This is a genomic window from Streptomyces sp. NPDC002092 (genome assembly GCF_053593775.1).
Genome location: NZ_JBSFDG010000022.1, coordinates 129,972 through 142,807 on the forward strand (window position 1 = coordinate 129,972; position 12,836 = coordinate 142,807).

Genomic DNA, 12,836 nt, shown 5'->3' on the forward strand with positions numbered 1-12,836 from the left:
GGGCCCGCGGCACTGCGGGCCCGGCGACCGGTGAGGTCACGGCGGGGTCAGCCGGCCGGGTCGCGCTCCCAGAGGTAGAAGCGCTGCGCCATGGCGTCCTTCGGGGAGCGCCAGGTGTCGGGGTCGTACGCGCTGACGTACGCGGACAGCCGCTCGCTGACGTCCCGGAACTCGGGGTGTTCGGTCACCTTGGCGATGGCGGGTCCGGGTTCCCGCTCGGACTCGATGAGGTGCATGTACACGTCGCCGAACTGGAAGAGGCTGCGCCGGACCACCCCGACGAGATGCGGCAGCTCTCCCCGGTCGGACTCCGCGAACACCTTGGCGATGTCCGGGGCCGACCCCGGGGCCATACGGGCGACGATCAGTGCTTGGTGCATGGGGGCTGGTTCTCCGTCCGGCTCAGTCGGTCAGACCCGGAGTGGCACCGCGCTCGGCGGCGACCTTCTCGATGCGGTCCCGGATCAGCCCCATCTGGACCTTGGAGTTCCGGTTGATGTTGTCGGTCATCCAGGCGTCGTCGACCGGCGCCTCCGGCTTCATCGCGAAGTCCTGCGTCCACACCATGCGGGTGCCGCCCGGCACTTCCTCGTACCGCCAGTGGATGTTCATGTGGTCGAAGGGTCCCGTCTCGACCCTGCGGGCCCTGACGGTGAGCGTGTCGCGGTCCGGTTCGCGTTCGGAGACCCAGCTCCACACGGTGCCGTTCTCGTCGGGGTGCATGGTCAGCCGGAAGGTGGTCTTGCGTCCCTCCCGGGCCAGGACCTCGACGGAGGCGTACTCGGTGAACAGCCGCGGCCAGTTCTCGAGGTCGTTGGTCATCTCCCAGACCAGGTCCAGCGGCGCCGCGATGGTGATCTCGTTCTGTGTGTGTCCGGTCATCTCACGCTCCTGTCATGAGGGCACTGTTGACGAGGTCGAGGAACTGCCGGGGGGTCTTGGAGCGTTCGGCGTCGGCCGGCATCGGTGTGCCGTAGCGGTTCTCCAGTTCGCCCACGATGCCCAGCAGGCCGAGCGAGTCGACGCCCAGGGTGTCGAAGCCGGGGTTGTGCAGCGCGAGTTCCTCGGGGGTGACGGTGACACCGGCGGACTTCTTCATGAGTTCGGCCAGCTCTTCGACGGTTATTCGGTCGGACATGTGGTTCTCCTCTACTGCTCCGCGGCGCCTCAGGACGAAGTGCCGGTGGCGCCGTGCCGCAGCACCAGCGCCGAGTTCGACCCCATGAGGCCCCGGCTCAGGACCAGCGCCGTGCGCGCCTCGGCGGCGCGGGCCCGGCCGGTCACGAGGTCGAGTTCGTGGCAGATGTCGTAGACATTGGGGGTGGGCGGGATCAGTCCGTGCTCCATGGCGAGGACCGCCGCCGCGGCATCGAGGACCGCCGCCGCGCCGTAGCCGCGGCCGATGCCCGTCTTGGGTGCGGTGACGGGCACGCGGGTGCCGTGCGCGCCGAGCGCGTCGACGATCGCGAGGGCCTCGGCCCGGTCCGCCTCCGGCACGCCGAGGGCGTCGGCGAAGACGACGTCGATCTCCTCGGGGGCGCAGCCGGCTTCGGCCAGTGCGCCCCGGACGGCGTGGGCGAGGCCTTCCCGGGACTGCTCCCAACGGGAGGCGCCGGTGAAGGTGGCCGCGTGCCCGGCGAGCACCGCCTGCACGCGCGCGCCCCGCGCCAGGGCCGTCTCCTCGTCCTCCACGACGAACATGGCGCCGCCCTCGGCGGGGACGAATCCGCAGGCCGCGGAGGTGAACGGGCGGTAGGCGCGGGCCGGGTCGGCTTCGGTGCTGAGCTCCGGGTAGCCGAGCTGGCAGACGACGGAGTACGGGGCGAGCGGCGCCTCGGTCGATCCGGTCACGATCACGTCGGTGCCGCGCCGCACCGCACGCGCCGCGTGCGCGAGGGCGTCCAGGCCGCCGGCCTCGTCGCCGGCGACGACCGAGCAGGGGCCCTTGAACCCGTGGCGGATGGAGATCTGGCCGGTGCTGGCGGCGTAGAACCAGGCGATGGACTGGTAGGGGCCGACGAACCGGCTGCCCTTTCCCCACAGTTGCTGCAGTTCCCGCTGCCCGAACTCGCCGCCGCCGGAACCGGCCGCGGTGACCACGCCCACGGAGAAGGGCGAGCCGTCGGTTGCGGCCCGGCCCAGCCGGGCCTCGTCCAGCGCGAGGTCGGCCGCGGCCATGGCGAAGTGCGTGAACCGGTCGGTCTGGACGAGGAAGCGTTCCTCGACGGCGGTGGAGGGGTCGAAGTCGCGGACCTCGCCCGCCACCCGAAGCGGCAGATGCGTGCAGCCCTCGCGGGTGACCCGGTCGAGGACGCTGATGCCCTCCTTGACGGACTTCCAGAAGGTTTCCGTGCTTGATCCGTTGGGTGCGACCACGCCGATTCCGGTGATGGCCGCCCGCCGTGGATGCGGTTCGCTCATCGTGTCTTCTCCCTCGGCCGGGTCAGGACCACCGCGGACTGGAAGCCGCCGAACCCGCTGCCCACCGAGAGCACGCTGTCCAGTTTCCGTTCGCGTGCGATGCGCGGGACGTAGTCCAGGTCGCACTCGGGGTCCGGGGTCTCGTAGTTGGCGGTCGGCGGGACCACCTGGTGGGCCAACGCCAGGACGCAGGCGACGAGTTCGATGGCGCCGATCGCGCCGAGGGAGTGGCCCACCATGGACTTGATGGAGCTCATCGGGGTGTCGTAGGCGTGCGGGCCCAAGGCCCGCTTGACGGCGGCGGTCTCGTGACGGTCGTTCTGCTGGGTGCCCGAGCCGTGCGCGTTGACGTAGTCGATCGCCGTGCCGTCCAGCCGGGCGTGGTCGAGGGCGGCCTCGATGGCTTTGGCCATCTCCACGCCCTCACGGGTGAGTCCGGTCATGTGGTAGGCGTTGCCGAAGGTGGCGTAGCCGGCGAGTTCGCAGTACACGTGCGCGCCGCGGGCCCGGGCGTGGTCGAGTTCCTCCAGGACCAGCACCGCGCCGCCCTCGCCCATGACGAACCCGTCGCGGTCGGCGTCGAAGGGGCGCGAGGCGTGCGCCGGGTCGTCGTTGTTCGCGGACGTGGCCTTGATCGCGTCGAAGCAGGCCATGGTGATCGGGGAGATCGGCGAGTCCGAGGCGCCGGCGATGCACACGTCGGCGCGACCCTCCTCCACGGTGTGGAAGGCGTAGCCGACGGCGTCGAGCCCCGAGGTGCAGCCCGTGGAGACGGTCTGCACCGGGCCGCGCGCCCCGAACCGCTCGGCCACCGTGGAGGCGAGCGTGCTGGGCGCGAACGCACGGTGCAGATACGGGCCGGCCTCCTGCGGGTCCACGTCCCAGCGCTGCCCGTGATGGCTGACCAGCACATAGTCGTGCTCCAGCCGGGTGGTGCCGCCGACCGCGGTGCCCAGCGAGACCCCGACCCGCCAGGGGTTCTCCCGCTCGGGCTCCAGGCCGGCGTCGCGTATCGCCTCCGCCGCGGCGGCCAGGGCGAACTGTATGTAGCGGTCGCACCGTGCGGTCTGCTCCGCGTCGAGACCGTGCGCCGCCGGGTCGAAGTCGCACTCGGCGGCTATCCGGGAGCGCAGGCCGGCCGGGTCGAAGAAGGTGATGCCCCGCGTCGCCGTGCGCCCGGCGGCCAGGAGGTCCCAGAACGCCGGTATGCCGGTGCCGCCGGGTGCGACGACGCCTATGCCGGTGACCGCCACCCGGCGTGTCATGACGGGACCTCCGCGGCGGCGTCGCTCTCCTCGGTGTCGACATGGCCGAGCGGCGGGCTCGGGGCCAGCGGGCCGAGGTGGAAGACGATGCGGGCCTCGACGTTGCCGACGTTGCGGAAGCGGTGCCGCATGTGCATGGGGATCATGAGACCCTGCTCGGGCCGCAGCGGCTGGGGCACGCCGTCGAGGTCCACCTCCAGGTCCCCGCACACGACGTACACGAACTCCTCGGAGTACGGGTGGTAGTGCTCCCCGATGCGCTCGCCGGGCTGGACGATGGCGACGCCCATGAATCCGCTGGTGGAGCCGACCGTGGCGGGGGTGAGCATGGCACGCAGGTCACCGCCGCGCCGACGGTTGGGCTCGACCTCGCTGAGATCCACGATTCTGGGACGGGATGTGATCACGGCGTTCCTCCGATCAGGTCCTGCATCGACGTGGGGGCTGTGGCCGCCACGGCCGGCTGAGGGCAGCTCAGGCCTCGGGCGAGCGGCGGTCGGTGACGCGGTCCATGCGGGCGAGCCCGATGCAGCGTGCGAGCTCGCCGTGCAGGGGCGCGGACGCGTCGATGCGGAAGCTCGTCAGCTCGGCCAGCTGCCCGGGGTCCTGGAGGCCGAGGGCGAGGGCGGGGTCGGCGGCCGCCAGTCCACCGCGTACGTCGATCAGGCGTACGACGACGTCATCGCGCTGGAAGATGGTGCTGCGCAGGATCGGGCTGCGCGGGTCGTCCGCCGCGGCCTCGTCCTGCCGGGCCAGCGCCTCGGCCAGGCGCATGCCGCAGCCGGGCCGGACCGGATAGGACAGGGCGTGCCGCTCCTCCTGCGGGTCCTGCTGCTCCAGCGTCACGTGGTGGACGGCGGGCAGTGCGGCCCGGGTGAAGAAGACGCGGGCGGACTCGGGGTCGTCGAGGTCCCGGTCCTGCTCCAGGTACGGGTTGATGGCCTCCTCGACGGCGCGCACCTCGGGCTGCCGGGCGACATGGCGCAGTGCGGCGAGCAGGTCGCCGCGCACCTCGATGGCCCGTACCACCCGATTTCCGTGCATGAACAGGGAGGTGCGGCACAGCCTCGTGGAGTCGTCGACCTTCGGTTCGGGTGAGGCGTAGTCGGCGAGGATCTTCGCGACTTTCTCCTCGCTGCCCGGTGTGACGGTGAAGGTGAGGGCGTGCCGGATCAGTCCGTCGCCGATCCTGGGGGCCGCCTGGAGCCGGCGCTTGCCGTGCCCGGCGTCGGGGGCCGGGCTGCCGGTCTCGCGGACGATGTGGAAGCGCAGCGACCTGGTGTCGCGGACGCAGCTGTGCAGCGGCTCCACCATCCGCACGTGTTCCTCGCTGTTGACCCAGGCGAGGAACGGCGGGGCGCTCTCCCACTCGCTGGTGATGAGCCATTGGGAGGGGTTCTCGATGGACTGGCACAGCTGGTCGCTGACATGTCCGGGGACGGAGGCGACCTGGTTGCACAGGAGCTCGTACGCCTCCAGGAACTGCTGCTGGGCTCCGTCGTAGACGTCCACCAGCAGGACGACCCGGAGTCTGGAGCCGTCGAACACGGACTGGGAGACCCGGGGGGACACCTGTCGGGCCGGCGGACGGGAAACACGTTCGGACGTGGTCGTCATCCTGCGCACATCTCCTTCGCGGGGGCGGAAGCCGGCGTCGGCGGCGTCGGCGTTCCTCGATCGTGTGCCCGTGGCCCGCAGCGCGCGACTCGTATGGCCTACGCGGGTGACGCTCAGACGAGGTGGGCGAAGACCACCAGGTTGTCCGTGTAGTCCATGACCGACCGGTCGTAGTTGCCCGCGCAGGTGATGAGCCGCACCTGGGCCTGCGGGGTGTCGTCGTACACGCGGTCGCTGGGGAAGTCGTCCTTCTCGAAGGTCTCCACGCTGTCGACCCGGAAGGTCGCCGTGCGCCCGTCGGCGCGCTGGACGTAGAAGACGTCGCCCTTGGTCAGCTGGCCGAGGTTGGCGAAGACGGCCGCGGACGTCTTGGTGTCGACGTGCCCGGCGATGACCGCGGTCCCCGTCTCTCCGGGGGAGGCTCCCTTGGTGTGCCAGCCGACGAGGTTGGTGTTGTTGGCGGGGGGAGGCTGCAGCTGTCCGTTGGGGCCGATGGACAGGCCCGTGAAGGGGGCGTCGACCCAGATCTTGGGGATGCGCAGGCGCACGGGCATCGACCGGGGCAGGTGCTTGCCCACCGGCTGCCCCGGGGACATCGTCGCCGTGGCGGGGTGCCGCACGGACGCGGCGGACTGCTGGTGGGGAGCGTCGGCGGAGGTGTCCTGTCCGCTGATCATGCTCGCTGCGAGCACCAGGCAGGCGGCGGCGCAGATCATCATCACGCCCGAGCGGGGCAGTCCAGGTTCGGTGGGCGCCGGTTGGTCGTCGGCGTGAGGAGAGGGAGGAGAGGGACGAGAGGGAGGAGGAACTGCCATGGGAGAGCACCTCATTCGGGCACGACGGCGGGGGCGCTGAACAGGCCGGGCGCGATCCGCTGCGGTGCGGCAGCGCCCTGAAGGGGCGCGGGGCCGCGGACAGTCGACGGCCCGCGCGGCCCTTCCAGCGCGGCCCGGCGGAGCGCTACGCCGCGGCCGCCGCACGGGGCTCGGGTGACGGCCGCGGCTGCGCTATTGCATCGGGCACGGGTCAGGCCGTGCCCACGGCCGGCTTCTTGCGGCGCACCGCATACAGCCCGGTGGCGACGACGCCCAGTACGGCCAGCCCGCCCGCGGTCGCGGTCGGCGCCGCGAGCGCCCCGCCGCCGGTGTGCATGCCGCCCTTGGGCTTCTCGTGGTCGCCGCCGCCCCAGGAGTCACTGCCGCGGCCGCCACCGTCCTCGTCACGGCCCCCGTGGTCGTGGTCGCTGCCCCACGAGTCGTCCCGGTAGGTGTCCGGATCCGTCTTCGAGTCCCGCGAGCCGCCCCAGTCCCCGTTGTCGTTCACCGCGGTCAGCGCACCGCCGCCGGCGTGCACGCCGCCGCGCGGCTCCTCGTGCCTGGACTCGTTGCCGTGCTCCTTCCCGTGTTCCTTGCCGTGCTCCTTGCCGTGCTCCTTCCCGTGCTCCTTGCCGTGCGAAGAACCGTCATGATTCCCGTCGCCACCGCTTGCGAACGCGCCGGGCGCACCGATGGCGAGGACGGCGGAAGCCGCCGCTGTGGCCAGAAAAATGCGAGCAGAACGCATAGGAACGTCCTTCCGCCAAGGCCCGGCAGCTGGTACTTCATCAGCTGACTTGACCGGACCCCGACGTGAACCACCGTCAGTCAGTCGTCACCTCACCACCAGTCGGGGCGATCACCTGGGTGACAGGACCAAGGGTTGAGACAGGGGTCCCACCGCGGGTGATCAGATCAGTGACAGCACGGTTTTCAGGACCTGCCGCAGTACCGGTTCGGCGTCCTGCTCCGGGCCGGGCGACCGCCATGCGACGAACCCGTCGGGCCGCACGAGCACGGCTCCCCCGGCTGTGATGCCATGCCGCTCCGTCCACTGGGCATCCCCTTCCGGTACCAGTTCGGCCCCGGGTCCGCTGCCCACGCGGTACGCCCGGATGGGCACCGACAGCTCCTCGGCGAGGCGGCCTGCGGCCCGGTGCCATCCGCTCGGGTCGCCGCCGTCGCTGAGCAGGACCAGGGACCGTTCGTAGAGGTCCAGGGTGGAGATCCGCTCGGCCCCGTGCCACACCCACAGATGGGGTGCCCTGCTGCCGGGCTCGCCGGTCAGTTCGAGGTTCTCCGGCACGACCGCGGCCGCCGGGTCGGTGCCGACGACGGCGCCCTGCCGGTAGCGGTAGCCGAGGGCGACGTTGAGGATACCGCGCCGCGGGCCGCCGCCGGCGTCGGGCGGCGGGGTGAACCCGGGGTGGCTGTGCTCGGCGGACCGGTCGGCGGCCCGGGCGCTGGTCGCCTCCGCCACCGGGCGGCGCTCGGCGTCGTAGGAGTCCAGCAGGCCCTCCCCGGCCCAGCCGCCGAGCACCGCGGCCAGCTTCCAGGCGAGGTTGTGGGCGTCCTGGATTCCGGTGTTGGAGCCGAAGGCTCCGGTGGGTGACATCTCGTGGGCCGAGTCTCCGGCGAGGAAGACCCGTCCGGAGCGGTAGCTGCGGGCGACGCGCTGGGCGGCGTGCCAGGGTGCCCGGCCGGTGATCTCCACGTCGAGGTCCGGTACGCCGACCGCGCGGCGGATGTGCTCGATGCACCGCCGGTTGGTGAACTCCTCCAGGGTTTCGCCGTGTTCGGGGTGCCAGGGGGCGTGGAAGACCCAGTGCTCGCGGTTGTCCACCGGGAGCAGGGCGCCGTCGGCTTCCGGGTCGGTGAGGTAGCAGACGATGAAGCGGCGGTCGCCGACGACGTCCGCGAGGCGGCGGGAGCGGAAGGTGATGCTGACGTTGTGGAACAGGTCGCCGGGGCCGCTGTGGCCGATGCCGAGCTGCTCGCGGACGGGGCTGCGGGGGCCGTCTGCGGCGACGAGGTAGTCCGCGCGGACGGTGCTGTGCTCGCCCGTCTCCCGGCTCTTGACCACCGCGGTGACACCGGTGGGGTCGCTCTCGAACGACATCAGTTCGGTGGCGAAGCGCAGGTCGCCGCCGAGCGCCGCGGCCTGTTCGAGGAGGACCGGCTCCAGGTCGTTCTGGCTGCACAGACACCAGGCGCCGGGGCTGAAGCGGGCCACTCCGCCGCCGGGGTCGATCTCCCGGAACAGCCACTCCCCCGCGTCTGTGACCAGGGTGGGGGTCTGCAGGATGCCGTGGTTGTCGGCCAGGGTGGCGGCGGCCTCATGGATCGCCGGCTCGATTCCCGCAACTCGGAACAGTTCCATGGTGCGGATGTTGTTGCCGCGGCCACGCGGGTGGATGGAGGTGCCGGTGTGACGCTCCACCAGCAGATGGCGCACGCCCAGTCGCCCGAGGAACAACGAGGTCGACAGGCCGACCAGGGAACCCCCGACGATGAGCACCGGGACCCTGTGGGTGTGCCGGCCGGCCAGATCGGCTCGTTCGTTCGTCACTCTCGCCTCCCGCGCATGGAGCCCCGCCGTACGGCCGGGGATCCTCATGCATGCCCCGGGAAACGGACGGCACCTCAGGCTTCGCCCGCCTGTCACCCGGTGGGCAGGCCAACGGGCACGGAAGGCGGGGAGTGAGTACGACGAGCGGCGCTCGGGCAAGGACGACACGCCGGATCGGGCGGATGACCGCTGACCCGAACGGGCGAAGTGCCGTCGTGGTCGCCATGGCGCTGCGCTTCGCGCCGGTGCGCGTCGCGTCGATCGGTGTTCCGCTAGGCGGTGTCCGCCGTTGCGGTGGTCGGGACGTGCGTGCCGGTGCTGCCGAACCGGATGCCCTTGGCCTCCTTGCCGACGGCGCTCAGGACGATCACCACCGCTAGGGCGGGCACCACCGTCCACGACATCGCCGCCGGATAGCCGTGCCGCTCGGCGATGGCCTCCTGGATCGGCAGGTTGAGGGCGGCGATCAGGTTCCCCAGTTGGTAGGTGACACCCGGGTAGAAGCCCCGGATGGCATCCGGGCTCATCTCGGTCAGATGCGCGGGGATGACACCCCAGGCGCCCTGTACGCACACCTGCATCAGGAAGGAGGAGAGCATCAGCCAGCCCACGGCGGTGGACAGCACGAAGAAGGGCACGACGGCCAGGCCCGCGGCAGCCGCGACCATGATCGTGCGACGGCGGCCCAGCCTCTCGGAGTAGGCGCCGAGCACCATGCCTCCGATGATGGCGCCGATGTTGTAGACCACGGCGATGGCGATCGCGGTGTCCGGGGACAGGCCCAGGCCCTTCTTGACGAAGGTCGGATAGACGTCCTGGGTGCCGTGCGACATCCAGTTGAAGGCGGTCATCAGCGCGACCAGATAGACGAAGCGCTTGAGCACCGCCGGGTTCTTGAACACCTGGTAGGCGGGGGTGCGGTTGAGCGCCACGCTCTTCTCCCACACCTCGCTCTCCTCCACCCGGGTACGCACCCACAAGGCGACCAGGGCGGGCACCAGGCTGAAGGCGAACAACCCCCGCCAGCCGAAGGCGGGTTCGATGCCGAAGAACGCCACGGCGGCGAGCAGATATCCCAGCGAGTAACCGCTCTGCAGCAGCCCCGACCAGAAACCGCGCCGCTCGGCCGGGATCTTCTCCATGGCCAGCGCCGCGCCCAGGCCCCACTCGCCGCCCATGCCGATGCCGTACAGCAGGCGCAGCACCAGCAGCACGGCGTAGTTGGGTGCGAAGGCGCAGGCGAACCCGACGACCGAGTAGAAGCAGACGTCGACCATCAGCGGGAGCCGTCGGCCCTTGCGGTCCGCCCACATCCCGAAGAGCAGCGCACCCACCGGGCGCATCACCAGGGTGGCGGTGGTGAGGAAGGCCATGTCGGTGAGGGAGACATGGAAGTCGTCGGCGATCTCGCTGTAGACGAGGACCACCAGGAAGTAGTCGAACGCGTCCATCGCCCAGCCCAGGTAGGCGGCGACAAAAGCATTGCGCTGATCTTTGGTGAGACCCGATGCCTGCTCGCGGACGGTCTTCAGCATGCCTGCCCTTCCCACGGCTTCGCAGGTGAGGCTAGGTCCGGGCGGCGCAGCGGGCAACGCAAGCACAGGCAAAGTGCAAACCACAATTCCACAAAAACGCCAGGCAGTTCACGCAGGGCGAGCGGGCGTCAGCAGGTCTGGTGCACGTAGCCGCCGGTGCCCTCGGGCACGACCGACTCGTCACGGCGGACGATGCTCAGGCTGCCGCCCCAGTTGGTGCACGCTTTCGCCATGCCCTTCGCCGTGTACTCGACCACGAGCACATTGTCGCCGTATGCCTCTGCGAACTCTCCGCATTCGTTCCACTCGGCGCACTCCTCGGCGACGGCGAAGTCCAGGCCCAGGGACGCACGGTCGGACAGGAGCTCGGCGGCGTTCTTCTGGGCGATGGCCAGGCCCTTGTCGTGGGCATGGGCGGACAGCAGCTTCATCAAGGCCTCGGCCTGGCCGGCCTTGAGGTACTTCGGGAAGCGCGTGAAGACGTCGTAGTTGTCGGGCTCCACGGCCTTGTACCCCTTGGCCGCGCACGCGTCGGTCCAGCTGTTCAGCCTGGCGGCGATCCGTTGCCGTTTGGCGGCCGTGCGGATGTCCAGGACCGCCTCGCCCCAGTCCTTGTCGTACACGACGTCGGCCTTGGCGTCGCGCAGGAGCAGGTCGGAGTCCCAGTCGCGCTCCTCGCCCTTCTGTGCCTGGAAGGCGTTGATGTTGCAGATGTTGTAGACGCCCGGCGCGGGCTCGCTGTCGTGGTCGCGGCTCACGACCCGGGCACCGGCCGTCAGGGGGTACGCGCCGCCGATCTGGTAGTCCCACTGCACATGCTTCGGCGGCAGGGTCACCGTGGGAGCCGAAGGCGAGGCGGACACGGATCCGGTCGGCGGCGGGGAGGCGTCGTCGTGGTGCGACCCGAGTCTCACCGCGGCGATGCCCACTCCGGTGACCGCCAGGGCAGCGGCGATGCCGATGAGGACGCGCCGCCGCCGGGGTCCGTGGCCGGTCCGGTTCCGACCGCTTCCGCCCTTCCCGCGTCCGCGGCCGGGCCCGGCGCGAAGGGGTGGGTGCGGGAGGCCCGGCGGTCGGCTTCCGCGGAGTCGGGCAGTCCCGGTGCGACCGGCACGACGGAGACAACTGGCGGTACGTCGGAGTCCGGCAACTCGCGGAGCATACGATGGAGTTCGTCGAGGCCGGGGCGGGCGGCCGGGTTCTTGTCCAGGCACCGCTCGGCGATGCTCCGGAGCGGTTCGGCGATGCCGTCGAGGTCCGGGGCCTCGTACATCACCTGATACCCCGTCAAGTACGGGCTGTCGCCGTCGAACGGACGGTTTCCGGTGGCCGCGTACACCAGCACCGAGCCCAGCGAGAAGACGTCCGAGGCGCCGGTGACCTCGCGCGGCGCGGCGAACTGCTCCGGGGACATGAAGGGCGGGGTGCCGATCAGCCGGCCGGTCATGGTGAGGGCCTCGTTGTCGACGGCGTACGAGATGCCGAAGTCGATGACGCGGGGGCCGTCCTCGGCCATCAGGACGTTGCTCGGCTTCAGATCGCGGTGCACCATGCCCACCCGGTGGATGTCCCGCAACGCCTCGACCAGACCCAGCGCGAGCACGCGCAACTCGCGTCCGCGCAGCGGGCCGTCCTTGGCCACGGTGTCCGACAGCGTGCGGCCGGGGACGAAGAGCGTCGCCATCCACGGCTGTTCGGCGTCCGGATCGGCGTCCACCACCGGCGCGGTGAACGCGCCGCTCACCCGGCGGGCCGCCGCGACCTCCTGCCGGAAGCGCGTCCGGAACTCCTCGTCCTGCGCATACGGGGCGTGTACGACCTTGACCGCGACCTGTCGTCCCGAGTCCGAGCGCCCCAGATAGACGATCCCCATGCCGCCGCTACCGAGCCGGTCGACCAGCGCATAGCCGCCTATGGACTCCGGATCGCCGAGGCTCAGCGACATCGCGGGTCACCTTTCCCATGTGCCGTGCTTCGAAGAGCTGTTCACGTGCATTCGAAGATCAGACTAGTACTGGGACACGTGAGTCCGGTGTGCAACTTCGATGCAGGGGAGCAGCGACGTCTCGATCCGGCCCTGGCGGGGGCGCGCGCCACGGCACCTGGAGACGCCGGACGAACTACGGCCGGGCATCGCGTCCCTGCGGCCGGGCGGCGCTGGGGTCGGCGTACCGGTCGGGTCGCCGGTAGCAGCAGACAGCGCCGACCCTGCTCCTGCACCCGTGCCGACCACATGGCCGACGGCGAACACGACGAGTGCCAGCACCAGCCTTGAGCGCCGCGGCAGACGCAGTGTCGCAATCAGGCCCGTTGATCGTGCCGACAGCGAACGCTGTGATCAGCAGTCCGGCCCGGAACACACTGACGTCCGGATCGTCCGCGACCTCGGCCGGCAGCAGACCGACCACGACGAATGCGGTGCTGCCCATGAGAAATGCGCCGACGGACAGCACGCATACGACAAGGGGCAGCTTGCGAGTTCGGCTGTCCATGGCCCCCCTCTTCTACAACCTGAGCTCAGAGGTCGTTTTCACCTTTAGTGCGTCGGTATTTTCACTATTGCACCCGCTGATGCATTGGTACGGGTGAGGCGGTCGGGTCGGTCGTGCTTGTC

Annotated in this window: 13 protein-coding genes; all 13 read right to left on the reverse strand. The window is 70.7% G+C overall.

The genetic code is table 11. The annotated features are described in order from the left end of the window. Positions 1 to 47: 47 nt before the first annotated feature. The 13 genes from ACWCRD_RS38325 to ACWCRD_RS38385 all read right to left on the reverse strand — a co-directional run bounded on the left by ACWCRD_RS38325 (position 48) and on the right by ACWCRD_RS38385 (position 12,167). Positions 48 to 380, reverse strand: coding sequence for a TcmI family type II polyketide cyclase (locus ACWCRD_RS38325; protein WP_450970303.1), 333 nt, complete (start codon positions 378 to 380; stop codon positions 48 to 50). Between the two features lie 22 nt (positions 381 to 402). Continuing rightward, positions 403 to 882, reverse strand: coding sequence for an SRPBCC family protein (locus ACWCRD_RS38330; protein ID WP_450970304.1), 480 nt, complete (start codon positions 880 to 882; stop codon positions 403 to 405). A gap of 1 nt (position 883) precedes the next feature. Continuing rightward, positions 884 to 1,138 carry an acyl carrier protein gene (locus ACWCRD_RS38335; RefSeq protein WP_450970305.1) on the reverse strand — a complete coding sequence of 85 codons (255 nt, stop codon included), beginning with the start codon at positions 1,136 to 1,138 and terminating at the stop codon, positions 884 to 886. 29 nt (positions 1,139 to 1,167) lie between these two features. Beyond that, entirely contained in the window at positions 1,168 to 2,421 is a 1,254-nt protein-coding gene (locus ACWCRD_RS38340) for a beta-ketoacyl synthase N-terminal-like domain-containing protein (protein ID WP_450970306.1), read from the reverse strand. Beyond that, complete coding sequence (locus ACWCRD_RS38345; protein WP_450970307.1) at positions 2,418 to 3,686, reverse strand: beta-ketoacyl-[acyl-carrier-protein] synthase family protein; 1,269 nt, start codon at positions 3,684 to 3,686, stop codon at positions 2,418 to 2,420. Before ACWCRD_RS38345 ends, ACWCRD_RS38340 begins: the two co-directional genes overlap by 4 nt. Further along, positions 3,683 to 4,093: a cupin domain-containing protein gene (locus tag ACWCRD_RS38350; RefSeq protein ID WP_344398925.1), complete on the reverse strand. Its 411-nt coding sequence runs from the start codon at positions 4,091 to 4,093 to the stop codon at positions 3,683 to 3,685. The genes ACWCRD_RS38345 and ACWCRD_RS38350 overlap by 4 nt, the downstream gene beginning before the upstream one ends. Before the next feature lie 67 nt (positions 4,094 to 4,160). Beyond that, positions 4,161 to 5,303 (reverse strand): SchA/CurD-like domain-containing protein, encoded by a 1,143-nt coding sequence (locus ACWCRD_RS38355; protein ID WP_450970308.1) that lies wholly within the window; start codon positions 5,301 to 5,303, stop codon positions 4,161 to 4,163. 113 nt (positions 5,304 to 5,416) lie between these two features. Beyond that, the gene (locus tag ACWCRD_RS38360; RefSeq protein ID WP_450970309.1) at positions 5,417 to 6,022 is read right to left on the reverse strand and encodes a class F sortase; all 606 of its coding nucleotides are present in this window, start codon (positions 6,020 to 6,022) and stop codon (positions 5,417 to 5,419) included. A gap of 307 nt (positions 6,023 to 6,329) precedes the next feature. Continuing rightward, a complete protein-coding gene (locus tag ACWCRD_RS38365; protein ID WP_450970310.1) occupies positions 6,330 to 6,866 on the reverse strand; it encodes a hypothetical protein in 537 nt (178 codons plus the stop codon). Positions 6,867 to 7,028: 162 nt separating this feature from the next. Then, positions 7,029 to 8,735 (reverse strand): FAD-dependent oxidoreductase, encoded by a 1,707-nt coding sequence (locus tag ACWCRD_RS38370; RefSeq protein ID WP_450970311.1) that lies wholly within the window; start codon positions 8,733 to 8,735, stop codon positions 7,029 to 7,031. A gap of 224 nt (positions 8,736 to 8,959) precedes the next feature. Then, entirely contained in the window at positions 8,960 to 10,222 is a 1,263-nt protein-coding gene (locus tag ACWCRD_RS38375) for an MFS transporter (protein ID WP_450970312.1), read from the reverse strand. A 128-nt stretch (positions 10,223 to 10,350) separates the two neighbouring features. Further along, complete coding sequence (locus tag ACWCRD_RS38380) at positions 10,351 to 11,145, reverse strand: endo alpha-1,4 polygalactosaminidase (protein WP_450970318.1); 795 nt, start codon at positions 11,143 to 11,145, stop codon at positions 10,351 to 10,353. Next, on the reverse strand, positions 11,133 to 12,167 hold the full coding sequence (locus tag ACWCRD_RS38385) for a serine/threonine-protein kinase (RefSeq protein WP_450970313.1): 1,035 nt from the start codon (positions 12,165 to 12,167) through the stop codon (positions 11,133 to 11,135). The genes ACWCRD_RS38380 and ACWCRD_RS38385 overlap by 13 nt, the downstream gene beginning before the upstream one ends. Between the last annotated feature and the right edge of the window lie 669 nt (positions 12,168 to 12,836).